The organism is Aeribacillus sp. FSL K6-1121, assembly GCF_038003725.1.
GTDB lineage: Bacteria > Bacillota > Bacilli > Bacillales > Aeribacillaceae > Aeribacillus > Aeribacillus composti.
This window is the reverse complement of the sequence record NZ_JBBOPS010000001.1, coordinates 2,375,105-2,401,219: the sequence shown is the minus strand read 5'-3', so window position 1 is coordinate 2,401,219 and position 26,115 is coordinate 2,375,105. Positions and strand designations below refer to the sequence as shown.

The following is a 26,115-nucleotide window of genomic DNA, read 5'->3' as shown; positions in this document are numbered from 1 at the left end:
TGTTAAAAGCACTAAACGAATGGACTTATTAATTGATACTGTACTGAAAAATTTAATAAAAAATAAATTCGAGTTGAAGGCAGAAAACGATTGTTTTTGCGAAAATCATCATACAGAACGGATAGTGAGCGCTTTGATCAACTGTTTTCTGAGAATAAGGACGGATTTGCAAGGGTTATTGATTACAGCGTCAACTGGTATCTAATGTTAATTGATCATTTTTCTGACGCAAATTGCTGTATCAGCCGATAAACTCGATACTGAAGTCGATATTCCGGAAGTCGTCAATCTCGTGTTTTTTCAAGAAAGGACGTTCGACATCAAAGTTTTGGCAAATAACTGGGTTCAGAACACGCTTATATAAAGACTTACTAGATTGGAGAAGTTAATACGCATTCACCTTTTTGGCAATTTTGAGTTTTTCCGCGAAAATCCAAAAGGAATGGAAGGAAATAGTTTAACGGAACGGTTGTTTAACATCGAAGTCGAAATCATTAAAGAACTTTAGCATTTGCAGTACCAAGAAGAAAAGTATATGGGTTAAAAACGGAGTTATGGAATAAAAGTTGAAAGAACCGTTTAAACGTGCAGGAAGCATTATAGACTTGTTTAAAGACAACATGGATGATCGTGAGGAAAATGATCTGTATTCGATAATTTAACACAAAATTGTGAAGATATTGTCGGTGCTTAATGGAATACATCAATTATTTCTTTTACTTCATTACAAAAGAGGCATCTTAGATGTTGAACAAGATCTTAGATGCCTCTCTAATGTGGAATTTTGGAGATTTGCCGGTCAATCTTCTAGATAAAATTGAGATGGAATAAGGGGAAAGTTATTTTTGCAGTATTCAACATAAACATCTGAAAAAAATTTCCCCATCTGGATTATAAAAGCGAAAACCTGGATCCGATTATATCTTCAAAGAGTGAATAAGATGCATCACTTGCTTCGTCTGGTTGTACAATAGCTGTTTTGCCTGATCCATACATTCCTCAATCGTCAATGGTTTAGTAATAATCGAAAAGCATCCGTGAAATTTGCTGCGGAGCACATCCAAATTGCCTGCAAGCGAGCCGGATATTAATATCGTTGGAACTCCGTATATTTGAGCGAGATCAGCGATATAGCCGGGCGCTTTTCCGTATAATGTTTGTTCATCGCTTTGTCCTTCTCCTGTAATGACAAGATCCGCCTGCTCTATTGCTTCCTTCAAGTTCGAAGCTTCTGCTACAAGCTCAGCACCGGATATAAGCTTTGCGCCTAGTACAAGGAATGCAAATCCCAGGCCTCCTGCTGCCCCTGAACCTTTCACGTTATTGAAGACTTTTCCTTTCTGCTTCTCAATAAGAGCAGCAAATCGGGCCAATGCTTCGTCGTAAATCGGTATTTGTTTGCTGCTGGCACCTTTTTGCGGTCCGTAAACTGCGCTGGCACCTTTTTCACCACATAACGGATTGTCCACATCACAAGCAACCTTTATTGTAATATGTTCCAATCTCGGATCCAAACGGTCGAAACTTACTTGATTGACCTCCAATAAATCTTTTCCGAAAATCCCCGCTTCTTTTCCTTCTTTATCCCAAGCTTTCATGCCAAGCGCCTGTAAAAAGCCAAGGCCCCCATCATTTGTAGCACTGCCGCCAAGCCCGATAATAAACGATTTACAGCCTTTATCCAATGCATCTTTCATCACTTCGCCAAGTCCGAAAGTAGTGGTCACATCCGGGTTTCGTTGTGAAGGAGGCACTTGGACAAGCCCAGCGATATTGGCAACTTCAATAGCAGCCGTATTATTTTCGAGGATGGCATAATATGTTTTTATTTTTTTGCCCAAGGGGCCTGTACAGGTTACCTCAATGCGATCCCCGGCTGAAGAGACTAACAATGCATCGACTGTTCCTTCTCCGCCGTCAGCCATTGGCTTTGTTCTTACTGTATCACCATAATGAAGGTCAAGTATTGCTTGTTTCATAATATTTGCTGCTTGAGAAGAGGTCAGACTCCCTTTAAAAGAATCAGGTGCTACGACAATATTCATTTTAGCTGCCTCCTTTGTTTGCCTGATATCCTTCCGAATTTTTAAAAACGATGGAATAAACGAGATAGATGGAATTAATTACACTCAGCATATTGATTTCTTCCAAAATAGGTGATTTAAAGGATTCTAGTTTGCAGCTGCTCACTTTGATGATTTGTTTCGCATTCTGTGCTAAATAGCCTTTTTCATTGCCTGTAATCGCAACGATAGGAATGCCTCTCTTCTTTAATACCTTTACTAGCTGAACGATAAATCTTGTTTCTCCGGAAAAAGAAATGACAACGGCTAAATCTCTGGGCGTAAGTGATTCTGCTTCGGAAATTTGATTTTCATGGTTGCTGTACGCAGTAGCATATTTGCCCAGACGAATAAATTTGAATTGTGCATTTCTTGCAATGAGATGCGAAAATGTTACCCCAAAAAAAGCAACTTTTTTTGAGTGATGAATTTCGTGAACAACTTGAATGATTTCCTTTGAGCGGAGAAATTGCTCTGTTTGCTTCAGAGAAGCAAGTAATTCGTCATAATATTCGTTTATTTGTTTTAGATTAAATTTCGTTTTTAGGTTTTGATAGTCTACTTCGGTATCATTAAATTCAATAAATGATCTGGCATATTCTTTAAGCTCTTTAAACGTAATATTTTCAAAGCGCTGACAAAATCGGGTGATCGTTGCAGGTGATGTATGGCACGCTTCAGCTAATTCATAAATGGACATTTTCGGGATTTTTTCCACATTCCTCAAAATATATTCGGCAATAATGATTTCTGATTTTGTTTGGTCTGTTGAAGATTCAATGAAGTTTAATAATTTAGCCATAAAGTTGTACATCGAATCACTCCGGATTTCATATTTATTGTACGCTCTATTATAAATGACCATGAAAAAAGTTTCATAAAATGAAATTTTTCCTGTCTATGTTTTTTCGTTCGTTAAGATATCGGTAGAAGCAGTTACATGAAAAATTACTACCAGGAGCTGAAACACAATGAAAAAATTCAATGTACTTATTGTTGGCGGGGGTAGTACTTGGACGCCAGGGCTTTTAAAAGCAATTTGCTCGCGTCAAGATACTTTCCCGATCAACCGATTGGTCATGTATGATATCAATTACGAACGCCAAAAAATAATAGGCGAATTTGCGAAAGTGCTTTTTAAAGAAGAGTACCCTGACATTCATTTTAGCTATACAACAGATAAAGAGGAAGCATTCACGGAAGATATCGATTTTGTTTTTGTGCAAATGCGTACTGGCGGCTATGAAATGCGTGAAAAAGACGAAAAGATCCCGTTGAAACTAGGGGTTATCGGTCAGGAAACATGCGGGCCGGGCGGTTTTGCTTACGGTATGAGATCGATCCGCGATATGATTCAATTGGTCAAGGATGTCAGAAGCAAAACGAAAGACGCATGGATTTTAAACTACACAAATCCTGCTGCTATCGTTGCGATTGCGTTACAGCAAATGTTTCCTGATGATAAAAGAATCCTCAATATTTGCGACCAGCCTGAAAACTTGCTTCGTTCGTACGGCCGTTTATTAAATATGAATGAACGTGATTTTGATCCTGTATACTTCGGATTAAATCACTTTGGCTGGTTTACTCATTTATATGATCCGCAAGGCAATGACAAATTGCCTGAGCTAAGGGAAATGATTTTGAAAAACGGCTTCCGTCCGGCTGATTACGAGCAAAGGGATAAATCATGGCTCGAAACGTATGCCATGGTGCAGCAAATGGTGCGAGATTTTCCGGACTATTTGCCGAATACGTATTTACAGTATTATTTATATCCAGATAAAGTGCTGAAAAAATTGAATCCGGATTTTACGCGTGCAAATGAAGTACAAGCCGGAAGAGAGAAACGCGTATTTGAAGATTGTGAGCGCGTTGCTGAAACAGGAACTGCAAAAGATTCCAACGTAGTAGCAAATGATGCACATGGCGAGTTTATCTTAATTGTTGCAGAATCCATTGCATACAACAAAGGCGACAATTTTATTGTCATTTTGAAAAATGATGGAATCATCAGCAATTTGCCGGATGATGCGATGGTTGAAGTGGCTGCAAGTATAACCTCAAACGGGCCTAGACCATACGCAGTTGGAGAAATTCCAACATTCTATAAAGGATTGATTGAAGGGCAATATGCGTATGAAAAACTTACTGTGGAAGCATATATGGAAGGCTCATACGCCAAAGCGCTGCAAGCTTTAACTTTAAATCGTACAGTTGTATCTGCAGCAAAAGCAAGAGAGGTATTGGATGCCTTAATCGAAGCCAATAAAGAATACTGGCCGGAATTGCGATAATAACTTGTCCGTGCAGGGAGCCGTTATGACTCCCTGCTTGAAAAATAGCTAGAATGTATCCGTTTTCTATATCTTATCTAGAAGGGGAGCTATGAAATGAAGAAGGTATTTAACTTTGATTTCTTTCAGAGAATTGGCAAAACTTTTATGGTTATAATTTCTTTGCTTCCTGCAGCCGGTTTATTGCTGGGAATCGGTACAACGTTACAATCTCCGTATTTAATCGAATATTTGCCTTTTTTAGATTCAGGATTTTGGAAAACGATTTCTGATTTAATGAAGGGTGCAGGAAAAGCGATATTTGGAAACTTAGGTGTTTTGTTCGCTATCGGTATAGCGGGGAGCTGGACCGGTGGAAAAGCGGCAGCCTCCTTATCAGCACTTGTTGGTTATTTAGTTATGCATACCGTTATCGGGATTGTCCTTGGAATCACGCCGGAAAACGTATCGGAGCCAGGGCGTGTACTTGAGTTAGGGATCCCGACACTTCAAATCGGTGTTTTTGGCGGTATCATCATCGGGTTTGTAGCAGCAGTTCTTTATGAAAAATATCATGATTTCAAAATGCCGGAAATGCTGTCCTTTTTCGGCGGTTCACGATTTGTTCCTATTATAACAGCAGGTTATTCAATCATTATTGCACTGATTTTGGCCTTTGTTTGGCCACATGTACAAGACGGCATTTATGCACTTGGAGCTGCCTTATCTGGAGAAAATACGCCGCCGCTTTACATGTTCATTTATGGACTAGTAGAACGTGCCCTTATTCCGTTTGGATTGCATCATATTTTCTATATCCCAATTCGTTTTTCGGAAGTTGGCGGAACGTATACAACACTTGCTGGATCTGTCGTTTCCGGGGATACGGCAATGTATATGGCTCAGCTTGCGGATAAACAAGTAAATGATGCCGTTGAAATAACAGCAGGAAGATTTATGGCAGGGAAATTCCCGTTCGTCCTGTTTGGTCTGCCAGCGGTAGCGTTAGCAATGTATCACATGGCAAAACCGAAAAACAAAAAAGCTGTAGCAGGCTTATTATTGACTGCTGCGGGAACAGCATTTTTTACAGGAATTACAGAGCCACTTGAATTCACGTTCTTGTTCGTAGCGCCATTATTATACGTTTTCCACACATTAATGGCAGGGCTGTCATTTATGCTGATGTATGTTTTAGATGTGAATGTTGGATATGCCGGCGGATCCGGAATCATTGATTTTATCTTATTTGGTATATTACCTGGTGTTGGAGAGCCATGGTGGTATGTCATTATCGTTGGTCTGGCAATGGCTGTTGTTTACTACGTTGTATTCAGATGGGCTATTAAAAAGTGGGATCTTCTTACACCAGGACGCGGAGATGAAGATTCGAACAGACTTTATACTAGAAAAGATTACGAAGAAAAAACAAATAGAAAAAGTGATGAATCTGTTGTCAATCAAAAAGCGTATGAAGTATTAGCAGCACTTGGCGGAAAAGAAAATATCAATAATCTTGATGCATGTATTACACGGTTAAGAGTAGGTGTAAAAAACAAAGGCGCTGTTAATAAAGAAAAACTGAAAGCTCTTGGTGCTTCAGGCGTATTGGAGGTAGGAAATGGAGTTCAAGCAATATTTGGACCTACTTCAGACACGTTAAAAAATCAAATTTTAGATATCATGAATCAGGAAACAAACGAATATAAAGAAGAATCAACTATTAGTTTTGTAGCGCCATTATCAGGAAAGGTTGTTGCATTGGAAGAAGTGCCTGATGAAGTTTTCTCTCAAAAAATGATGGGCGACGGCATTGCTGTTCAACCAACAAGCGGAGATGTCTATTCTCCGGTTGACGGTGAAATCGTCGATGTATTCCCAACCAAGCATGCCATTACACTTCGTTCAGATGAAGGAGCAGAGCTGTTGATTCATTTGGGACTAGAAACAGTGAACTTAAAAGGAGAAGGCTTTGAAATAAAAGTTTCACCTAGAGACAAAATCAAAAAAGGAGATCTTATCGCACAATTCGCTATCGATCAAATTGGTCAAAAAGGGTACAACACCATTACTCCTATTATTTTACTGAACGGAGATCAGTTTAAAATCGACCATAGTAGTTATCCATCCAGCGTAGTTGGAGGAAAAGACGTATTAATCAAGGCTCAGAAAGGATAAGATCGATCATCCATGGGATAACAGTACGATACTATACAGAATTGCTTCCGAGTTCATAAAGAATAGTATCGATTATCCATGAATTCGCAAGGAACCCAAGTCCATATAGCTTAGATCAATCATCATTCAAAAGGCTATCGAGTGCATTCGATAGCCTTTTTTGCATAGTGATTGAAAAATGTGAAAAGGCACAGTACATCTGCTGCTGTGGCGTCATAGGCTTCGGAAATTGCAGCTGCAAAGAGCCGACAGCTAAATTGTAGTACGCCGCTTTGACGGGCAAGAATTTCAGAAAGAATTATTAAAGAGAGAAAAAAAGATTTTAAATTGGACGAGTAACAAAGCGGAAGGGTACATGATCCATCAGGTTACGGTACTTTCCGTATACTGCCGATTGAAATCAACGGGAAGAACATGTACAGGATCCATCAGGTTACGGTACTTTCTCTTTTTTAGTATAGGCAATTGCGGAACTATTAATGAATGCCGATTCGGCTTCTACTGTATTCATTTGAAGTTTCAACCGGATCATATATAGATAAAAAATTTGCGGCAGCCTTCTTGGAGTTTTCATTTACATTTCAATACCATTTTAGATACTCACGAAACTCTCCAGTTTATGAATAGCATTTACTCGCAACAATCCCCATAAAGTTCCATTCAACTGTATTTCACTTCTTTTTGTAAAGAAAACCACTTTTCAAAAGGAAATTGGATTAATATGTGGAAGTAAGCTGTTGGCAATTAAATTGTAGAAGAGGCCGTTTCGTGGAATTTGTAATAGGAGGGCTTACTTATGGATCATTTAAAAAGCATTTTACAGGAAAATAGAATTCCATTTGACATCCTTTATCACGAAAATCCAATTCGCACAGCGCAGGAAGGCGCGGATTTTTTTGGAATCGAAATAGGTCAGACTGCTCCTACATTGATACTTAAGTCTGACAAAGGCTATTTTGCAATAATCGTTTCAGGAGGACGCGGTCGTGTGAATCTGGAAAAAGTGTCCGAAATCTTGGGATGCAATCAATTAAAAATGGCACCCCCAAAAGAAGTCCAGAAGATAACGGGATACACTGTCGGCAGCGTTCCTTTAGTTGGTCTTTCTTTGCCTTGTATAATCGATAAAGAACTTTTTCGCTATCCGTTCATTTACGGAGGAACGGGAGAACCAACCTCAACACTGAAAATACCTCCTCATGCTTTGGAAAAGCTAAATCAAGTTGTTGCTTTCTTGAATTAAAGTGATGATGTTGTATGGACATGTTCCCATTACATTATGATCATGTTCGATAGTCTCTGCAAAATGGAGTTGCTAAATTGATTTTAAGACAAACAAACCTGTCTATTTCTTTTGTGATAGGGAAGATGGCCAATTAGTGATTGGAGAAGTGAAAAAATCATCGCGATATATGAAAAGTGCCAAAATGCAACTTCTGTACTATTTAGACACACTTCGTCAAATGGGAATGGATGCAAAAGGGGAATTGCTTTTTCCGGAAGAAAGGAAAAAAGAATCAGTAGAGTGGACGGAGGAAGCAAAACAGGAGCTAGAGCGGGCAATGGAAGATATTCGCCGTATTGCTCGCATGCCTGTACCACCTGCACCGGAGAAAATTCAGTTTTGCGGTAAATGTGCCTATCGTGAATATTGTTGGGCGGAGGAGTAAATATGAAAAAAACGTTATACATCTTTCAAAGCGGTGAACTACGTCGGAAAGATAATAGTTTATATTTTGAAACAGAGGAGAAAAAACGTTATATCCCAGTTGAGAATACAAATGATATTTATATTTTTGGAGAAGTTGATGTATCAAAAAAATTTTTAGAGTTTGCTGCACAAAAAGAAATTATAGTCCATTATTTTAATCATCATGGCTACTTTGTTGGATCATTTTATCCCCGCGAGCACTTAAATGCTGGGCACGTTGTTTTAAAACAAGCGGAGCACTATCTTGATGACGGGAAGCGGCTTGATTTGGCGCAGCGATTTATTGCAGGCTCCATCCAACAGATGAGCCGCGTATTAAAATATTATCGTTCTCGCTTAGAAGAAAAAGCTGTTTTTGATGAAGTGCTAGAAGATTTTCAAAAAGAGCTGCAAAAATTGCCAACTGCTCAGTCAGTTGAACAATTAATGGCATCAGAAGGACATACACGAGAAAAGTATTACAGTACTTTTGATACGATTATTCAACATCCCGATTTTATTTTTGAAAAACGAACAAAACGACCACCGCACAACCGATTAAATGCGTTAATCAGCTTCGGGAACTCTATAGTGTATACGATGTGTTTAAGCGAGATTTATAAAACGTATCTTGACCCCCGCATTGGGTATTTACATAGTACGAATTTTCGACGCTTTTCTTTAAATCTTGATATTGCCGAAATTTTTAAACCTATTATCGTGGATCGGTTAATTTTTTCCCTTGTAAATAAAAAAATGCTGACAAAAAAGCATTTTGAAAAACTGACCGATGGTATTTTGTTATCGGAGGAAGGACGGAAGGTTTTTATCAGTGAACTTGATAAAAAAATGCAAACAACCGTCCAACATCGCCATCTAGGCAAATCTGTGTCATACCGACGCTTGATTCGTTTGGAATTGTATAAATTGCAGAAGCATTTACTTGGTGAAAAGCCATATGAATCATATACAGCTAAATGGTAGGGGATTTTCATGTTTGTCATACTTGTGTATGATTTTAATGAGAAACGTGTAGCGAAGGCGCTAAAAATTGCTCGCAAATATCTTCATTGGGTACAAAATTCTGTTTTTGAAGGAGAAATTTCACAAGCAAATTATAAAAAACTAAAAGTAGAATTGCAAAATCTTATGAATCCGGATGAAGATTCCGTAATTTTTTATACATTTCGAACGCAGAAATATTGGTCGCGTGAGAATTTGGATTAAAAAAAGGCGGCGACGAATTTATTTTGTAGAAAGAAGGACAAGCTATGCGATTAACGGTAACGATGAAGCCAAAAAATAATGTTGTGATACTGCCATTACATTATCAGTATTTATTGCATGGTTTACTTTATAATTCTTTACAGGATAAAAGTTTCGCTTCATTTTTGCATGAAATTGGTTTCCAGAAAGGGAAGAGAACATATAAATTATTTACATTCAGTCGTCTTTTCGGGCAACATAAAATTCAATTAGATCCGAAAACGATTATATTCGATGACGATATTTCTTGGCATGTTTCTACTGTATTGCCTGAACTGACGCAGCAGTTAGGAGAATACTTTTTATTACAAAATGAAGTTCATCTAGGAAATCAATCGGTGGAGATACAAAGTATAAAAATGGAGGAAAGCGAAGTAAAGAGCTCTGAAATTGAAATTGAGATGCTTTCACCAGTAACAGTCTATAGCACATATGAAACGGTGGATGGTACCCAGAAGACACAGTTTTTTCATCCATATGATGAAGCATTTCCACATTTAGTGGAGCTTAATTTTCGCAATAAGTATGAAGCCTATTACGGAGATCCGCCACAAGAGAGATTGTTTATTGAACCTTTACATGTTACTAAGAGACATAAAGTCGTCACGACTTTTAAAAATTACTATATCACTGCATGGCAGGGAAGGTATCGTTTGCGGTCTTCTCCGAAGTATCTTACTTTCCTTTTGCAAACTGGAATAGGCGGACGAAATTCTCAAGGGTTTGGAATGTTCCGTGTTATTCGAGAATTGTAGTAACAGGGAAATAGTTGTCGTCGACCCCCAATCGTGCAAAAATCCCTGGGGATCGACGACTCTTTTAAATCTTTATTGAGCCCTCGCAAATCAAAGGATTGATAAAACTTACCTCCTTCGTTAAAATAAAAATAACCAATCAACCATTTAAAACCAAATACTTATGTAGCAACAATTTTTTGGGTTTTTATCTTAACTATGAGGAATTGAAACTTTGGCTCTGTATTCGCTTCAAATTCAACATTCAGAATCGTTTTTATCTTAACTATGAGGAATTGAAACGAGATCATTGGATTTCGCCCCGCCGCAATATACAGCGTTTTTATCTTAACTATGTGGGATTGAAACGAAATGATCTTGAAGTCTATTAATGTGCCAGAACGAGTTTTTATCTTAACTACGAGGAATTGAAACATTTTACATTGACAGTGTTTTCTGACTCCAGCGCAACATGTTGATTCTTATGGATTTTAATGACCAAGATGATGATGAAATTTTGCTTGACATCCTGTAGGAAAGTACTAATAGTCGAAAAATGGGAGTACAATATCACTTGGCTTTAGACGCATCAAGGTTATATTTTTTACTGTACGGATTAGAAACTTACGGTATACGGGGTCTTCCCTCATTACATTCACGTAGTGGGGGACAGGCCCCATAATCATTTCATCATAAATAAGTCTCAAGACTTAGTTGAATATACATTTGAGGTCCATTTTGGAAAATCACTTTTCTCTGTATTCTAAGGAAGAGAAAAGTAATTGAATTTGTTTTTCTTTTAAATTCATTTAATCAATCCAACTTGAAGTTTTTGGATAATAGCTGTTTATGAGGCTAAAAATCTTCTCTAAAATAAGAACGCGAAAAGGCTGTGGATTTGGAGAGGCATTGCTTTTTTTGTATTTGTTTAGGCGAACTTCTTGCACTAGAGATTTGTCAATAAAGCAAGTACGTTTCATTGACATGTTAAATGAAAATTGGAAATATGTAGAAGTAGGCTGTGTAAGATTCTAATCAAAATATGTTTGTATAAACCAAGGGGATGATCGGTGCTACTTTGTTGCCCCTTGCTGAGCGGAGTGCTAAAGGATAAACAAATCAAGTGATAAAGCTGCGAAAAATTCTTGGGAAGGAAGGGAAAACATTGAAAAGATTTTTTGTGATTCTGTTGGGTATCATCGGATTTATTGGTTTATATATTATCTTTTTGAATCCAATCAATTTTAGTTGGTGGCCTTTAGGAAATCAAAGAACCCAGTCCGTTACATCAGAGGGAATTGAAATGATTGAAATTGATGCCTCAGGTGTTAGCACAACGATTATTCCGGAAAGTCGAGAAGATTTAAAAGCTGATTTAGATGGAAAGGGAAAGCTGACTGTTAAACAGCATGGAGACAAAGTAAAAGTAAGTGCGAAACAGAAATGGAAATGGTTTGGGTGGTTGTTTCATAACAAGGCAAGATTGAATATTTACATCCCTGAAGATTATGATCGAAACATGGCTATAAATCTTGGCTCCGGGAATTTGAATTTCTCTGGCCTTTCAAAAAATGAACCGATGAAACTAGATGAATTAATATTAGATATAGGCTCGGGAAACGTCAACCTGAGGAATGTATCGGTTAAACATTTTGAGCATGATAGTTCATCGGGGAATGTCGATATAGACTCATTAACGACAGAAACAGGATCATTTGATATTAGTTCTGGAAACCTCAAAGTAAAGCATTATATCGGAGCTATTGAGGCTGAGCTATCATCTGGAAATTTAAATATACAAATGGATGAATTAACAGATTCAGTTGATATTGAAGTAAGTTCAGGAGTGGTGGATCTTAATCTTCCGACTGATGCTGACTTTACTTTAAACGGAAAGACAAACAGCGGCAATATAACATGTGATTTTCCGCTAACTAGCAAAAAAATAGATAATAAAAACATCAAAGGTACCCATGGGTCCGGTGAACATCCTATCGACGTAAGCGTATCAAGCGGCAACATTAAAATTTATTAAAATGATGTGAAAAAGCGTTCATTGATTAACTAGGGAAGCAAGAATGATGTCTATCTCTTTAATAAAATACTTAACAAGTGCCGCACTCTTAAATATTAAAAGTCAATAGAAAAAGGAAGCAGCCTAAACCTTCTATATTCGTGTTTTAGGCTGCTTTTTAAATAAAATTTATCTTTTTATCTTTGAATAGCTGAGCACCAATAATTTGATGATGTATAAAAGTTTGTGTAAAGCATTTTGCTAGACCAAAAGGAAATAGGGTATTCTCTGATTTGGACAAAAACACATTCCAGAGAAAGGAGAACCCTGCCTATGTCTAAAAGTATACCGAATTTTTTTGAATAACGACACAAAAACTGCAGAAAAATAAACGAAAAACAAAGAATTGATAAAAAATCCTGTTTACGCTAAAATTGAAATAACAAAATTTCCAGTATTATCAAAACTTTGTCATATCAACAACTTTTTGGGGTTTTTATCTTAACTATGAGGAATTAAAACTGTATCAGACCGCAAGAAAAGCTGAAGCAACTCTCCGTTTTTTATCTTATCCATAAGATTTGAAACAATAATCTCGATATCACACGATAAAAGAGTAAGAAAATCATGGACAAATAGATGGAAAGTTTTTTTGTACAGTAAATAATCCACCTGCAGGAGGGCTTCCTGGTAATCCGTATGGTTGTAGGTACGTTACGATACCAAGCATTTGATGATGAAGAATTAAGCGAAAAAGTTGAATGTAAACCGTTTAATAGCATTGTTGAAGTGAAAGAATTTTTCCAAATCAGTTTATTAGGGCGAAGAAGAAATATTTTTGGATAAAGAAGCGACTTTTAAAATAAAGCAGATTATAGTGATCACAATTTTTTATGTGAGATGGTCAAGAAAATGAAAGAGGATAGTAAAGAACCTGTTGTTATTAATAAAAATAAACTTGTTGATGATCAAAAAAAACAAAATGAAGATACAAGATCTGATCGTTTTTCATGGAAGATAGATGATGTTGAATTCTATTAATTTTTCAAAAATTGGCGCTCCTTTTAGGAGTGCTTTTTATTTTACCTGAGAGAGGATGTAATGTGTATAAGGGAAAAACGCATACAAGATTACGACGAAGACACAAGGGTATCTGACTGTTACGGCGCCGATCATTCGTCCTGGAGTATTCCCTTATATATGATCGGATAAAACGGTTCTGATGGAGGCCGAATTTGCAGGAGGAAATCTTTTCGGACAAAACAATTCAGACAAAGCCGGTTACTGATGGCGGCCATCCGAATGAACCAGTCACATTGCAAAATTTCAACCGGCATGCAAAAGGGATTACACTACGGATGAAGAGTACAAGATTTAAATCTGGTCATCTCTTTTACTGTCACATTCGGATTCATTCAACATTGCCTGTTCGTTTGGAAGTCCTTATATGTGACGGTTACTGAAAAATTATTTATTTAGCTCAGTTGAAAAACTGGGCTTTTTATTTCTGAATATGGAAACAAATCCACTCCCACATATACCGCTCCCCTTAAGAAAACGTCATTTATGTAAAGATATATAACATAAATGCGTAAATTTTTTAGTTAAAATATACAAAATCACATTAAAAATTGTGAATATTCGCTAATGTTATACAGTTAAAAAGAATATATAATAAATACACATTACGTATTGTGTTATAAAAATTAACATAAAGGGGATTGATCGTATTATAAAGGGGTGAATGAATGAAGACGTTGTTCATAAAAAATGCCAAAAATATTATTACGATGGATGAAAATCGAACGGAATACCCAGGCGGCAGCATGTATGTTGTCGGTCAAGAGATTAAAGCGATCGGCTATGATTTACCTTGTGAGTCAGCGGATATTGTCATTGATGCGCGCGGAAAAATTGTTTATCCGGGGTTAATCAATACGCATCATCATTTGTATCAGACTTTCACCCGCAATATCCCTTGGGTGCAAAATGTTGAGCTGTTTGATTGGCTAATCGCTTTGTACGATATTTGGCGCCATCTAAGGCCGGAAGATGTGTATTTAAGTGCTGTTGTCGGATTAGGTGAGTTACTTAAAAGCGGTTGTACGGCATCAGCTGACCATTTTTACGTTTTTCCGAATGGAGTCAGCTGTGAATTAATTGATGAGGAAATACGGGCAGCACGTGAGATCGGAATTCGTTTTTACCCAACTAGAGGCTCTATGAGTTTAGGACGATCAAAAGGGGGATTGCCGCCAGATGAAATCGTTCAGCCGGATGATGTTATTCTTCGAGATACCATGAGAATTATTGAAACCTATCATGATCCTAGTAAATTTTCGATGCTGCGGGTAGGTGTTGCACCTTGTTCACCATTTTCGGTTAGCAAAGACTTGCTGCGTGAATCAGCGGATTTAGCACGCAGTTATGGCGTTCGGATGCATACCCATTTGGCGGAAACGATCGATGAAGAGGATTTTTGCAGAGAAAAGTTTGGCATGCGTCCTTTCGAACTAATGGAAGAAACAGGTTGGGTCGGCGAAGACGTGTGGTATGCGCATGGAATCTGGTTTGATGACAAAGAAATTGCCAAGCTGGGTGCTTGTGGCTGCGGAGTTGCTCATTGTCCGAGCAGCAATATGAAAATGGCTTCCGGAACGATGCGAATTATGGACATGCTGCAGGCAGGGGTAAAAGTGGGATTTGGTGTTGATGGTTCAGCTTCTAATGATTCTTCCAATCTATTATTAGATTTAAAAATTATGAACCTGCTCCATAATCTTCAGCATGGAACGACAGCGCTAAGTGCTGAAGATTGTTTGTCGATTGCGACGAGAGGTTCAGCTAAAGTGCTTGGCTGGGAAGATGCCATTGGCTCATTGGAAGTCGGCAAGGCTGCAGATATGTTTATGATTGATACGAATCGATTAGAATTTGCTGGTGCGCTTTTCAACGATACGGCGCTTCCGATTCTAGCGGGCACACCGACAGTCGATATGACTATCGTTGGCGGAAGGATTGTCGTAGATAAAGGGCGACTTGTCAATATCGATGAAGAATCATTTGCCATGCGGGCGCAAAAAGCTGCTGAAAGAATGCTGGAAACGGCTCTTGAGCATACAAAAGTCAATTATAAAAAAACAAGAATAAGAAACTCAGATATTCTAACTTAGATAAGGGGGGATAAGCAGTGGAAGCAATTCGAAACGAGATTGTCGCATTTCATCATGTTAGTAAGATTTACAATACCGGCACAGTCGCTTTAAGCCAATTCCATTTTTCCATCACAGAAGGGGAATTTATAAGCTTCCTCGGCCCGTCTGGCTGCGGGAAATCAACGGCATTAAGAATGGTGGCAGGTTTAGGCGAAGCTACTGAGGGCAAGGTAGAAGTATTTGGGCAAAACCCGAAAGAAGTTATAAAAAATACAAATGATGTTGCGTTTGTATTCCAAGATGCCAACTTGCTTCCATGGAGAACGGTGCTGGAAAATGTGATGCTGCCTTTAGAATTAAGGGGTTCGGATAAAAAAAGCCGCAAAGAGGATGCGATCAAAGTATTGGAGATGGTTGGACTAAAGGATCATATAAAGTCATATCCTAGGCAGTTGTCAGGCGGAATGAGAATGAGGGTGTCTATAGCTCGAGCGTTGGCTGCAAAACCTAAATTGCTGTTAATGGATGAACCGTTTGCTGCATTAGACGAGATTACAAGACAGACCTTGCAGACGGAGCTGCTTGAAATATGGAAAAGGGAGAAAATGACAATTTTGTTCGTGACTCATAATGTATTTGAAGCTGTCTATCTTTCTACTAGAATTGCAGTGTTGTCAGCTCGGCCCGGACGATTATCATCTATCATCGATGTCGATCTTCCTTATCCGAGGGAGCGGACAGATGAACGGTTTACAGAATATGTCGATATTTCCTCGCAAAGTCTTGAGAATAGTTCAACCCGAAGGGAGTTGGTATAAATGTCTGTACAAACAGCAACCACTCAAACGAAGGAAATTGTCGCTCAATCAAATAATACTGGCAAACTGAAAATATGGAGCAAATCAAAATGGAAGATTATTGGTCCGATTGCTGCGCTTGTTGTTTTTCTTTCTTTATGGCAGTTTGTACCGATTATGGTTGGCGTGCAGCCGTTTATACTTCCAAAACCGACAGACGTCCTTCAAGCGGCGGTTGAAGATTGGGAGTTATTATGGCCAGCCATACAAATAACGGTGGCTGAATCTGTGATCGGATTTGTAATAAGCGCCATCATTGGAATTGGCTTTGCGGTTTTATTAGCAAGCTCAAAAATTTTAGAAATAAGCATTTACCCGTATGCGGTTATTTTACAAACGATACCGGTTGTAGCTGTTGCACCGATCGTTGTTATCTGGTTCGGCTCGGGCTTCAATTCGATTGTGATGATTTCATTTTTAATTGGATTTTTTCCGATCATTTCAAATACGTTAATGGGATTGAATTCAATCGATAAAAATATGAGCGAATTATTTACTTTATATAATGCGTCAAAATGGCAAAAAATGTGGAAGCTCCGAATTCCGGCTGCTATGCCTTACATGATGACCGGCTTAAAAATATCCAGCACGCTATCGATCGTTGGAGCTATTACGGGTGAATATATAGCTGGAATTGGCGGAGGAAAAGGCGGTTTAGGGTATGCCATTACGGTAGCAGCCGTTCAATTAAAAACACCATATTTATTTGCTTGCGGAATTGCCGCTGCTATTTTTGGGATTGTCTTTTACTTACTCGTAAGTTTGTTTTCTCATTTCATGCTGAGATCATGGCACGAATCCGCGATGAAGGGAGAAAAATAAAAAATTTGATCAAAAATTAAGTTGACATAATCACTATTGCTTACAAGAGCTGAATTCAATTTGCTAATTTTTTTTGGATAAAAATGGTTTGCTGCGTTAGGGAACGAGCTTTATTGAGTTTCAAAAAAAGTGCAAAAAGGGGGAAAAAGAATTGAAAGCATGGCGCAAAGCGAGTTTTCTATTAATCGGGATTATATTCATGTTCTTCCTCACCGCCTGCGGAGGACAAGAGTCGAGCAGCTCAACAAACGAGGGAGACAGCGCTTCGAATGAAGAGAAAAAAGACTTAAAAGATGTAAAAATTGTATTAAATTGGTTTCCGAAGGCGCAGCATGGCGGTTTGTATGCAGCACAAGAAAACGGATTGTTTGAAAAAAACGGTTTAAAAGTCACGATCGAACCGGGTGGGCCGCAAGTCTCGTCTATTCAAATGGTTGCATCTGGAAGTGCTGACTTTGGGCTTGCACATGCTGACCAAATGGTTATTGCTAGAAATCAAGGAATTGAATTAGTCGCTGTAGCTGCTGCCATGCAAGGAAGCCCGCAGGCATTAATGTTCCATAAAGGAAAGGGAATTGACGATTTTGATGAATTAAATGGAAGAAAAGTATATATACAGCCTGGTATTACGTATTGGGACTTTTTGAAATCTAAATATAATTTAAGTAATGTACAAGAATTGGCTTATACAGGACAGCATTCGAATTTTATTAGCGATCCCAATTCTGTAAGCCAAGCCTTTGTGACTTCAGAGCCGTTTTTCTTAAAAAAAGATGGAGTAGATGTAGAAACGAAGCTCATATCTGATGCAGGTTATAATCCTTATAACGTTGTGTTATATGTTACAAAAGACTATTTAGAAAAAAATAAAGAAACTGTCAAAGCATTTGTGGATGCTTTTGTCGAAGGATGGTATTTATACAAAGATTCTTACGAAGAGATTAATAAAGTGATTCAGAAAGACAACGCTGATATGGAATTAGAATCATTAAAATTTGAAGCCGAAACACAAGTGGATTTTGTATATGGAGGAGATAGAGCAGAGCATGGAGTCGGATATATGACGGAAGAACGCTGGGCAACATTAATTAAACAATTGCACGATCTCGGTTTATTAGAAAAAACATTTGATGCAAAGGAAATTTTTACGACAGAATATTTGCCAAAACATGAATCGAAATAAAAACAAAAACGAAAACTGGGCAGCTTATATTTGCTCAGTTTTTTGTTTTAACCATAAGTTTTACTGCAAAAAAAAGAAATCGGCTTATATGCCGACTTCAAAAACTGATCTCATACATTAAAATTTAAAAGTCCTTTTACTCCTCGTTTTTCACTTGATTATATGCTTGATCAAGATTTTGCAGTCTTTTCAATATTTCTGCATTTTTGGTTAGCTGGTCGTAAATTAAAGTTGAGACGACAGATCGGTAGTAGCTGTTCATGGCATCAATCTTTGAAGATTTTTCTTTATTCATTTCAATGTACTGTTTAAAGTTTTCTTTAAAATAGGAAACAGAAAAAAGCTGTGTCATGTTCGTTCCTCCAAAATTTTAGATTCTTTTTTTAAATTCTTCATGTAAAATAGAACTAAAGGGGGGGGAGTTCTGATGCATATAAAAATGGACTTAGTCCAAAACCAATCCTTGAGATTGGCGATGACGAAAGAGCTGAAGCAAGCCATTGGGCTTTTGCAATATTCTACAATCGATTTAGTATCTTACTTGAGGGAAATTACGCTTGAAAACCCCTTTGTGGAATTGGAAGAATCCCATCCACCGATATTTTATCATAATCAAAGAAAGCAGCAGAGGGCTAGCAAGGAGGATGGCCGCTGGATCGAAAATATGCCGAAAAAAGGGATGGGGCTAAAAGATCATTTGCGAAATCAGCTCGTAGAATTTCGTTTTACCGAAAACGAACGGCGTGCTATTCATATTTTAATCGATGCAGTGGACTCAAATGGTTATATGTCAGAAGACTTATCCCGCCTATCGGAAAAGTTCCAAATTTCGATCGATCTTTTTGAAAAACAGCTGTCTGTGCTGCAATCATTAGATCCAATTGGCGTCGGGGCACGTTCGCTTCAAGAATGCTTGCTTTTGCAGGCTAAAGAAATCGGGGAAAAACCTGAAGGCTCCGAGTTCGTGTTAAAAGAGCATTTTCATCTGTTTGCCACAAAAGCTTGGAAGGATCTTTCCAAAAAGACAGGTCTGTCGCTGAATGCTCTTCAGCAAATTTTCGATTTTGTTCAAACATTGAATCCAAGACCTGGTCTGCAATTTGATGAGGAAACCCCGAATTATATCATCCCTGATTTAATGATTGAAGAGCGAAATGGAGATTGGATTGTATATTATAATGAAGATCTTTTGCCGCAAATTAAAATCAATCGGGACTACGAACCGATTGTACAAACAGAAAAAGAAGTAAAATCTTACGTACAGACTAAACTCCATCAAGGACGCTGGCTGTTAAAATCGCTTGAGCAGCGGAAGGAAACGCTTGTCAAAGTTATGCAGGAAATTATACGATTTCAGAAAGACTTTTTCTATTTGAAAAACAACATTTTGAAACCGTTAACATTAAAAGATATCGCTGATTCTCTTAACATTCACGAGTCGACTGTAAGCAGAGCGGTCAATGATAAATTTGTTCAAACTCCTTTCGGTTTATATGAGTTGAAATATTTTTTCACTAACAAAGTGGGAGAAGAAGATACATCAAGTGCGAATGTTAAACAGGTCATTCAGCAATTAATTGATCAAGAAAATAAGCAAAGACCGCTTTCAGATCAAAAAATTGCCAACCTGTTGAAAGAGAATTATAATATGAATGTTTCGAGAAGAACAGTGGCCAAATACCGCGATCAGCTCAATATCCCTTCGTCCAATTTGCGAAAAAGATATAATTAGAAAGGAATTGGATTCGTGAATCAAGTGGTTCTTTATACGAAGCAAACATGTCCATTATGTGATGAAGCAAAGGAATTGTTGTATAAGCTGCAAGCTGAAATACCCTTTGATCTGAAAGAAGAAGATATTTATCAAGATGACCGGCTGCTGGAAAAATATCAACTAATGATTCCAGTGATTGAAGTGAATGGAAAGATTGTTATTTTTGGGAAAATTGAAGAAAATTCTTTAAGAAAACGTTTGCTGGAACTTGTTTCTGTTGATTAACATTTGCGCTCCTGCTAAAATAATATATGTAGCAAGGGGTGAATTTTTTTGCTATAATTGGGACATAATTTGTCTTACAGGGACAAAAAAAGTCCCAGAAAGAAAGAGCTGAAGGGTCTTGAAAATGCAATCATTAATTGAAGCTCAAAAAAAATTATTGCCTGATCTTCTCCAAACTATGCAAAAGCGCTATCAAATTTTGCAGTCCATTCGACTGATGCAGCCTGTAGGAAGACGAAGCTTGTCAAACAATTTAGGCATCAGTGAAAGAATTCTGCGTGGAGAAGTGCAATTTTTAAAGGAACAAAATTTAATTCATATTCACCCCTCGGGAATGACCTTAACGAAAGAAGGGGATGATCTTCTTTCATCATTGGAAGAAATGATGAAAGATGTTTTAGGTTTAACTTTTTTGGAAACTACATTAAAAGAGAAGCTTCATTTAGATGAAGTGATTGTTGTTTCAGGTGACAGCGACCATTCGCCCCTCGTGAAAAAAGAAATGGGAAGAGCTTGTGCACAATGCATTATGAATCATTTGCAGGATGACGAGGTTGTTGCTGTGGCAGGCGGCACAACGCTGGCAGCTGTTGCTGAAATGATGATTCCGTTAGGTCATCGCCGAAATGTTTTATTTGTCCCTGCAAGAGGCGGACTAGGGGAAAATGTTGAAAACCAGGCGAATACGATTTGCGCCAAAATAGCTGAACGTGCACATGGGAAATACAGGCTGCTCCATGTTCCTGACCAGCTAAGCAAGGAAGCATATGAATCCATTATCGAAGAACCGGAAATAAAAGACCTTTTAAAAATTATACGTTCAGCGAAAATGCTTGTTCATGGCATCGGGGATGCTCAAACAATGGCGGAGCGAAGAAAGACTCCGAAGGAAGATTTCGAAAAAATTAAAAAAGGAAAAGCAGTAGGCGAAGCTTTCGGTTATTACTTCAACCAAAAAGGTGAAGTCGTCCATAAAGTTCAAACGGTTGGAATGCAGCTGGAGGACTTAAAAAACATACGAAATGTGATCGCGGTTGCTGGAGGAGCCTCTAAAGCAAAAGCGATCAAAGCGTATATGAATCAATCATTAGCCACGATTTTAGTAACTGACGAAGTGGCAGCTAAAGAGTTATTAAGGGAACTGTAAAGCTCCCTCAATATAAACATCATTCCTAAAATTGAAGGAGGACTTAAAGATGGCAGTGAAAATTGGTATTAATGGTTTTGGTCGTATTGGACGCAATGTATTCCGCGCAGCATTAAAAAATCCTGAAGTAGAAGTAGTAGCAGTAAATGATTTAACAGATGCAAACATGCTTGCACATCTTTTACAATACGATTCTGTTCATGGAAAACTCGATGTGGAAGTCGGGGTAAATGGAAATAACTTGGTCGTGGATGGAAAAGAAATTCAAGTATTATCCGAGCGCGATCCAGCTCAATTAGGCTGGGGAGACCTTGGCGTTGACATTGTAGTAGAATCTACTGGTCGCTTCACGAACCGTCAAGATGCAGCAAAACACCTTGAAGCAGGTGCGAAAAAAGTAATCATTTCTGCGCCGGCTAAAGAAGAAGATATCACAATTGTTATGGGCGTAAACGAAGACAAATATGATCCAAGCAATCATCATGTCATTTCCAACGCTTCATGTACAACAAACTGCTTAGCTCCGTTTGCAAAAGTTTTGCATGAAAAATTTGGCATTGTTCGAGGCATGATGACAACTGTGCACGCTTATACAAATGACCAACAAATTTTAGACTTGCCTCACAAAGATTACCGCCGCGCTCGCGCTGCAGCAGAATCTATCATACCGACAACAACTGGTGCGGCTAAAGCAGTTGCGCTCGTATTGCCTGAATTAAAAGGAAAACTTAACGGTATGGCAATGCGTGTTCCGACACCAAATGTGTCCATCGTTGACTTAGTGGCTGAGCTTGAAAAAGACGTAACAGTTGAAGAAGTAAATGCTGCGCTTAAAGAAGCAGCTGAAGGAGAATTGAAAGGTATTTTAGCGTACAGCGAGGAGCCGCTTGTATCCAGAGACTATAATGGTGATACTCATTCTTCTACGATTGATGCGCTTTCTACTATGGTGCTTGAAAACCGCATGGTAAAAGTTGTTTCTTGGTACGATAACGAAACAGGATACTCAAACCGCGTGGTAGATTTGGCGGCTTACATTGCAAAACAAGGTTTATAATCTTTAAATACGGACTTGTAGCTTGCCTGTTTAAAAAGCTATAATGAAAAGCGGGAAGGGGAAGGGGACGTTTACATTCCCCTTTCCCTTTCAACATGTAGGAAGAATTTTTTCCTGATCGTTATTGTGAAGGAGGAGCTTGAGCCATGAACAAAAAAACGATAAAAGATGTCGATGTGAAAGGGAAAACGGTATTTTGCCGAGTTGACTTTAATGTACCGATGCAGGATGGCAAAATAACCGATGATACACGCATACGAGCTGCACTCCCAACGATCCAATACTTGGCGGATCAAGGAGCGAAAGTATTGCTTGCCAGCCACCTTGGCAGACCAAAAGGACAGGTTGTGGAAGAACTTCGATTGACGCCTGTAGCGAAGCGTTTAGAAGAGCTGTTAGGCAAAAAGGTGGTCAAAGTAGATGAAGCTTACGGTGCGGCTGTAAAAGCGGAAGTAGACAAGTTAAACAATGGCGACATTCTCGTTCTGGAAAATGTACGCTTTTATCCTGGCGAAGAAAAGAATGATCCTGAGCTAGCTAAAGCTTTTGCTGAATTGGCTGATTTATATGTTAACGATGCCTTTGGCGCCGCTCACCGCGCACATGCATCTACCGCAGGCATTGCGGAATATTTACCATCTGTTGCAGGATTTTTAATGGAAAAAGAAATCAATGTTTTATCTAAAGCGCTTGATAATCCTGACCGCCCATTTACAGCGATTATCGGGGGTGCAAAAGTAAAAGATAAAATCGGAGTTATCGAAAATTTATTGGAACGTGTAGATAATTTGATTATCGGCGGAGGACTTGCTTATACGTTTGTAAAAGCGCTGGGTCACGAAATCGGCAAGTCTTTGCTTGAAGAAGATAAAATAGAACTGGCAAAATCGTTTATGGAACGTGCCAAAGAAAAGGGCGTTCGCTTTTATATGCCTGTAGATGTTGTGGTAGCAGATGATTTTTCAAATGATGCCAATACAAAAGTAGTGGATATTGACAGCATTCCGGCTGATTGGGAAGCACTTGACATTGGACCTAAAACGGCTGAAATTTATGCGGATGTCATTCAACAATCAAAGCTTGTTGTTTGGAACGGACCGATGGGCGTTTTTGAAATGGATGCTTTTGCAAAGGGAACAAAAGCTGTAGCGGAAAGCTTGGCGAAAGCAGAACATACTTATACGGTCATCGGCGGCGGTGATTCAGCAGCAGCAGTAGAAAAATTCGGCCTTGCGGATAAAATGAACCACATCTCAACCGGAGGCGGAGCATCTTTAGAGTTCATGGAAGGAAAGAAACTTCCGGGAGTTCAAATATTGGAAGACAAATAACCACAACCATTTCCGTAAAAAGGAAGGTGTAAAGATGAGAAAGCCGATTATTGCAGGGAATTGGAAAATGCATAAGACGCTGGAAGAAGCAAAAAGCTTTGTAAAGGAAGTTAAATCACTCGTTCCCCCACAGGATAAAGTTGATTCCGTTATATGTGCACCTGCCTTATTTTTAGGTCAGCTTGTGGAATTAGCTGAAGGCTCTGAACTAAAAATTGGCGCTCAAAATATGCATTTTGAAGAAAGCGGAGCTTATACAGGGGAAATCAGCCCTGTTGCATTGGCGGATATCGGTGTTGATTATGTGATCATTGGACACTCCGAACGCCGGGAAATGTTTGCCGAAACAGACGAAACCGTGAATAAAAAAGTATTGGCTGCTTTCAAACACGAATTAACTCCGATCGTATGTGTAGGCGAATCATTAGCTGAGCGTGAAGCTGGAAAAACGAATGAAATTGTTGGCGAGCAGGTCAAAAAAGCGTTGGCTGGAGTCGATGCGTCGGCTGTGAAAAGCATCGTGATTGCTTATGAGCCGATTTGGGCGATTGGCACAGGAAAATCGTCTTCTCCGGAGGATGCCAATGAAGTATGTGCCCATATTCGGGGTGTAATTGCCGATATTTATTCCGATGATGTTGCAAACGAAGTTCGCATTCAATATGGCGGCAGTGTTAAACCGGAAAATATTAAAGATTTTCTAAACCAGCCGGAAATTGACGGAGCATTAGTCGGAGGCGCAAGCCTGGAACCACGCTCTTTCTTGCAGCTATTGGAGGCAGGCCAAAATGAGTAAAAAGCCAGTAGCATTAATTATATTAGACGGTTTTGCTCTGCGTGACGAAGTGAAAGGAAATGCTGTGGCTCAAGCGAACAAGCCGAATTTTGATCGATTTTGGAATACATACCCGCATGCAACGTTAAAAGCATGTGGAGAAGCTGTCGGCTTGCCGGAAGGTCAAATGGGAAATTCTGAAGTTGGACATTTAAACATCGGTGCAGGCAGAATTGTATACCAAAGTTTAACACGCGTTAACATAGCGATTCGTGAAGGCGAATTTTTTGAAAATGAAACATTTCTTTCAGCTATGAACCACGTGAAAGAAAAAGGAACGAACCTTCACATTTTCGGCTTATTATCGGATGGCGGCGTTCACAGCCACATTAACCACTTATTCGCCTTGTTAAAATTGGCGAAAGATCAGCAAGTGAAAAATGTGTTCATTCATGGATTTTTGGACGGACGCGATGTTGGTCCGCAAACGGCGAAGCAATATATTGATGAGCTGAATGAAAAGATCAATGAATACGGAGTAGGACAGATCGCAACGATTTCAGGCCGCTATTACTCGATGGACAGAGATAAAAGATGGGATCGAGTAGAAAAAGCATACAGAGCGATGGTGTATGGCGAAGGACCAGCTTACAAAAACGCATACGAATGTATTGAAGATTCTTATGCACACGGGATTTATGATGAGTTTGTCATCCCTTCTGTTATGACAAAAGAAGACGGCAGTCCTGTTGCAACCATTCAAGATGATGACGCGGTCATTTTCTATAATTTCCGTCCGGATCGCGCTATTCAAATTTCGAATACATTCACAAATGAAGATTTCCGTTCCTTTGATAGGGGACCGAAACATCCAAAACGTTTATTCTTCGTTTGTTTGACGCATTTTAGCGAAACGGTGAAAGGATATGTTGCCTTCAAGCCGGTTAACTTGGACAACACAATTGGCGAAGTCATTTCCCAAGCCGGATTGAGGCAGCTGCGCATAGCAGAAACAGAAAAATATCCGCATGTTACGTTCTTTATGAGCGGAGGCCGGGAAGAGAAGTTTCCTGGCGAAGAACGGATTTTAATTAATTCACCGAAGGTAGCCACGTATGATTTAAAACCGGAAATGAGCGCATATGAAGTAACTGAGGCGCTTTTAAAAGAAATTGAGGCTGACAAGCATGATGCGATCATATTGAATTTTGCTAATCCGGACATGGTCGGTCACTCCGGCAAACTTGAGCCAACGATAAAGGCAGTCGAAGCGGTTGATGAATGTCTCGGAAAAGTGGTGGATTTGATTCTCGAAAAAGGCGGAACAGCTATTATAACTGCTGACCACGGAAATGCGGACGAAGTCGTCACACTTGACGGAAAACCGCAAACCGCACATACGACAAATCCAGTGCCGGTTATTATAACGAAAAAAGGAATCGAATTGAGAGAAGACGGAATTTTAGGTGATTTGGCACCAACGATGCTCGAGCTGCTCGGGCTGGAAAAACCGAAAGAAATGACAGGGAAAAGTCTTATTAAATCATAAATAAAGGAGATGAAGCAAT

Annotated in this window: 23 protein-coding genes and 3 pseudogenes; 23 read left to right on the top strand and 3 right to left on the bottom strand. The window is 38.9% G+C overall.

Annotated elements, in window-relative coordinates; all coding sequences use genetic code 11:
* Positions 1-22: 22 nt before the first annotated feature.
* Positions 23-505 (top strand): annotated as a pseudogene (locus tag NSQ61_RS11765) (DEAD/DEAH box helicase family protein); the annotation flags it as partial.
* Positions 506-917: 412 nt separating this feature from the next.
* Here the strand turns inward: NSQ61_RS11765 and NSQ61_RS11760 are convergent.
* Together NSQ61_RS11760 and NSQ61_RS11755 are read right to left on the bottom strand one after the other, a co-directional pair.
* The gene (locus NSQ61_RS11760) at positions 918-2,045 is read right to left on the bottom strand and encodes a glycerate kinase (RefSeq protein WP_340807095.1); all 1,128 of its coding nucleotides are present in this window, start codon (positions 2,043-2,045) and stop codon (positions 918-920) included.
* Position 2,046: 1 nt separating this feature from the next.
* Positions 2,047-2,877 carry a MurR/RpiR family transcriptional regulator gene (locus tag NSQ61_RS11755; protein ID WP_235600468.1) on the bottom strand — a complete coding sequence of 277 codons (831 nt, stop codon included), beginning with the start codon at positions 2,875-2,877 and terminating at the stop codon, positions 2,047-2,049.
* 157 nt (positions 2,878-3,034) lie between these two features.
* Between NSQ61_RS11755 and NSQ61_RS11750 the strand changes: the two genes are divergently transcribed.
* From NSQ61_RS11750 to NSQ61_RS11680, 15 genes and pseudogenes are all read left to right on the top strand, one after another.
* Positions 3,035-4,360: a 6-phospho-alpha-glucosidase gene (locus NSQ61_RS11750; protein ID WP_340807093.1), complete on the top strand. Its 1,326-nt coding sequence runs from the start codon at positions 3,035-3,037 to the stop codon at positions 4,358-4,360.
* A 96-nt stretch (positions 4,361-4,456) separates the two neighbouring features.
* The gene (gene ptsG / locus NSQ61_RS11745; protein WP_311066905.1) at positions 4,457-6,517 is read left to right on the top strand and encodes a glucose-specific PTS transporter subunit IIBC; all 2,061 of its coding nucleotides are present in this window, start codon (positions 4,457-4,459) and stop codon (positions 6,515-6,517) included.
* 796 nt (positions 6,518-7,313) lie between these two features.
* Positions 7,314-7,760, top strand: a complete 447-nt coding sequence (locus NSQ61_RS11740; RefSeq protein WP_340807090.1) for an aminoacyl-tRNA deacylase — start codon at positions 7,314-7,316, stop codon at positions 7,758-7,760.
* A 118-nt stretch (positions 7,761-7,878) separates the two neighbouring features.
* A pseudogene (gene cas4 / locus NSQ61_RS11735) lies at positions 7,879-8,187 on the top strand (CRISPR-associated protein Cas4); the annotation flags it as partial.
* Between the two features lie 2 nt (positions 8,188-8,189).
* A complete protein-coding gene (cas1b, locus tag NSQ61_RS11730; protein ID WP_340807088.1) occupies positions 8,190-9,191 on the top strand; it encodes a type I-B CRISPR-associated endonuclease Cas1b in 1,002 nt (333 codons plus the stop codon).
* A gap of 9 nt (positions 9,192-9,200) precedes the next feature.
* Positions 9,201-9,463 (top strand): annotated as a pseudogene (gene cas2 / locus NSQ61_RS11725) (CRISPR-associated endonuclease Cas2).
* Positions 9,464-9,478: 15 nt separating this feature from the next.
* Positions 9,479-10,228 (top strand): CRISPR-associated endoribonuclease Cas6, encoded by a 750-nt coding sequence (gene cas6, locus NSQ61_RS11720; RefSeq protein ID WP_063386985.1) that lies wholly within the window; start codon positions 9,479-9,481, stop codon positions 10,226-10,228.
* 1,144 nt (positions 10,229-11,372) lie between these two features.
* Complete coding sequence (gene liaG / locus NSQ61_RS11715; protein ID WP_340807086.1) at positions 11,373-12,242, top strand: LiaG family protein; 870 nt, start codon at positions 11,373-11,375, stop codon at positions 12,240-12,242.
* Between the two features lie 678 nt (positions 12,243-12,920).
* Positions 12,921-13,067, top strand: coding sequence for a hypothetical protein (locus NSQ61_RS11710; RefSeq protein WP_340807084.1), 147 nt, complete (start codon positions 12,921-12,923; stop codon positions 13,065-13,067).
* A gap of 66 nt (positions 13,068-13,133) precedes the next feature.
* A complete protein-coding gene (locus tag NSQ61_RS11705; protein WP_340807082.1) occupies positions 13,134-13,262 on the top strand; it encodes a hypothetical protein in 129 nt (42 codons plus the stop codon).
* Positions 13,263-13,456: 194 nt separating this feature from the next.
* Positions 13,457-13,684: a hypothetical protein gene (locus NSQ61_RS11700; protein ID WP_327847984.1), complete on the top strand. Its 228-nt coding sequence runs from the start codon at positions 13,457-13,459 to the stop codon at positions 13,682-13,684.
* 285 nt (positions 13,685-13,969) lie between these two features.
* Entirely contained in the window at positions 13,970-15,394 is a 1,425-nt protein-coding gene (locus NSQ61_RS11695) for an 8-oxoguanine deaminase (RefSeq protein ID WP_340807079.1), read from the top strand.
* Between the two features lie 17 nt (positions 15,395-15,411).
* Positions 15,412-16,194, top strand: a complete 783-nt coding sequence (locus tag NSQ61_RS11690; protein ID WP_066249138.1) for an ABC transporter ATP-binding protein — start codon at positions 15,412-15,414, stop codon at positions 16,192-16,194.
* On the top strand, positions 16,195-17,055 hold the full coding sequence (locus NSQ61_RS11685; RefSeq protein WP_340789766.1) for an ABC transporter permease: 861 nt from the start codon (positions 16,195-16,197) through the stop codon (positions 17,053-17,055).
* Positions 17,056-17,206: 151 nt separating this feature from the next.
* Positions 17,207-18,238, top strand: a complete 1,032-nt coding sequence (locus tag NSQ61_RS11680; protein WP_063386964.1) for an ABC transporter substrate-binding protein — start codon at positions 17,207-17,209, stop codon at positions 18,236-18,238.
* 136 nt (positions 18,239-18,374) lie between these two features.
* Here NSQ61_RS11680 and yvfG read toward each other — a convergent pair whose 3' ends face one another.
* A complete protein-coding gene (gene yvfG, locus NSQ61_RS11675) occupies positions 18,375-18,590 on the bottom strand; it encodes a protein YvfG (RefSeq protein WP_063386963.1) in 216 nt (71 codons plus the stop codon).
* 75 nt (positions 18,591-18,665) lie between these two features.
* Here yvfG and rpoN point away from each other — a divergent pair, with 75 nt between their 5' ends.
* The 7 genes from rpoN (at position 18,666) to gpmI (ending at position 26,096) form a co-directional block, all read left to right on the top strand.
* Positions 18,666-19,970, top strand: coding sequence for an RNA polymerase factor sigma-54 (gene rpoN, locus NSQ61_RS11670; protein ID WP_340807077.1), 1,305 nt, complete (start codon positions 18,666-18,668; stop codon positions 19,968-19,970).
* Positions 19,971-19,985: 15 nt separating this feature from the next.
* The gene (locus tag NSQ61_RS11665) at positions 19,986-20,237 is read left to right on the top strand and encodes a glutaredoxin family protein (RefSeq protein ID WP_340807075.1); all 252 of its coding nucleotides are present in this window, start codon (positions 19,986-19,988) and stop codon (positions 20,235-20,237) included.
* A gap of 124 nt (positions 20,238-20,361) precedes the next feature.
* Positions 20,362-21,384, top strand: coding sequence for a sugar-binding transcriptional regulator (locus NSQ61_RS11660; protein WP_063386961.1), 1,023 nt, complete (start codon positions 20,362-20,364; stop codon positions 21,382-21,384).
* A gap of 49 nt (positions 21,385-21,433) precedes the next feature.
* On the top strand, positions 21,434-22,441 hold the full coding sequence (gene gap, locus NSQ61_RS11655; RefSeq protein ID WP_063386960.1) for a type I glyceraldehyde-3-phosphate dehydrogenase: 1,008 nt from the start codon (positions 21,434-21,436) through the stop codon (positions 22,439-22,441).
* A 146-nt stretch (positions 22,442-22,587) separates the two neighbouring features.
* The gene (locus tag NSQ61_RS11650) at positions 22,588-23,772 is read left to right on the top strand and encodes a phosphoglycerate kinase (protein WP_130156827.1); all 1,185 of its coding nucleotides are present in this window, start codon (positions 22,588-22,590) and stop codon (positions 23,770-23,772) included.
* A 34-nt stretch (positions 23,773-23,806) separates the two neighbouring features.
* Complete coding sequence (gene tpiA, locus NSQ61_RS11645) at positions 23,807-24,568, top strand: triose-phosphate isomerase (RefSeq protein ID WP_340807072.1); 762 nt, start codon at positions 23,807-23,809, stop codon at positions 24,566-24,568.
* Positions 24,561-26,096 carry a 2,3-bisphosphoglycerate-independent phosphoglycerate mutase gene (gene gpmI, locus NSQ61_RS11640; protein ID WP_340807070.1) on the top strand — a complete coding sequence of 512 codons (1,536 nt, stop codon included), beginning with the start codon at positions 24,561-24,563 and terminating at the stop codon, positions 26,094-26,096. The genes tpiA and gpmI overlap by 8 nt, the downstream gene beginning before the upstream one ends.
* Positions 26,097-26,115: the final 19 nt, after the last annotated feature.

Coding starts and splice junctions, on each gene's coding strand:
- gpmI (WP_340807070.1), top strand. CDS start 24,561: ATGAGTAAAAAGCCAGTAGCATTAATTATATTAGACGGTTTTGCTCTG.
- NSQ61_RS11650 (WP_130156827.1), top strand. CDS start 22,588: ATGAACAAAAAAACGATAAAAGATGTCGATGTGAAAGGGAAAACGGTA.
- NSQ61_RS11755 (WP_235600468.1), bottom strand. CDS start 2,877: ATGTACAACTTTATGGCTAAATTATTAAACTTCATTGAATCTTCAACA.
- yvfG (WP_063386963.1), bottom strand. CDS start 18,590: ATGACACAGCTTTTTTCTGTTTCCTATTTTAAAGAAAACTTTAAACAG.
- NSQ61_RS11695 (WP_340807079.1), top strand. CDS start 13,970: ATGAAGACGTTGTTCATAAAAAATGCCAAAAATATTATTACGATGGAT.
- rpoN (WP_340807077.1), top strand. CDS start 18,666: ATGCATATAAAAATGGACTTAGTCCAAAACCAATCCTTGAGATTGGCG.
- NSQ61_RS11705 (WP_340807082.1), top strand. CDS start 13,134: ATGAAAGAGGATAGTAAAGAACCTGTTGTTATTAATAAAAATAAACTT.
- NSQ61_RS11740 (WP_340807090.1), top strand. CDS start 7,314: ATGGATCATTTAAAAAGCATTTTACAGGAAAATAGAATTCCATTTGAC.
- NSQ61_RS11710 (WP_340807084.1), top strand. CDS start 12,921: ATGGTTGTAGGTACGTTACGATACCAAGCATTTGATGATGAAGAATTA.
- NSQ61_RS11760 (WP_340807095.1), bottom strand. CDS start 2,045: ATGAATATTGTCGTAGCACCTGATTCTTTTAAAGGGAGTCTGACCTCT.
- cas1b (WP_340807088.1), top strand. CDS start 8,190: ATGAAAAAAACGTTATACATCTTTCAAAGCGGTGAACTACGTCGGAAA.
- tpiA (WP_340807072.1), top strand. CDS start 23,807: ATGAGAAAGCCGATTATTGCAGGGAATTGGAAAATGCATAAGACGCTG.
- ptsG (WP_311066905.1), top strand. CDS start 4,457: ATGAAGAAGGTATTTAACTTTGATTTCTTTCAGAGAATTGGCAAAACT.
- gap (WP_063386960.1), top strand. CDS start 21,434: ATGGCAGTGAAAATTGGTATTAATGGTTTTGGTCGTATTGGACGCAAT.
- NSQ61_RS11750 (WP_340807093.1), top strand. CDS start 3,035: ATGAAAAAATTCAATGTACTTATTGTTGGCGGGGGTAGTACTTGGACG.
- NSQ61_RS11685 (WP_340789766.1), top strand. CDS start 16,195: ATGTCTGTACAAACAGCAACCACTCAAACGAAGGAAATTGTCGCTCAA.
- NSQ61_RS11660 (WP_063386961.1), top strand. CDS start 20,362: ATGCAATCATTAATTGAAGCTCAAAAAAAATTATTGCCTGATCTTCTC.
- cas6 (WP_063386985.1), top strand. CDS start 9,479: ATGCGATTAACGGTAACGATGAAGCCAAAAAATAATGTTGTGATACTG.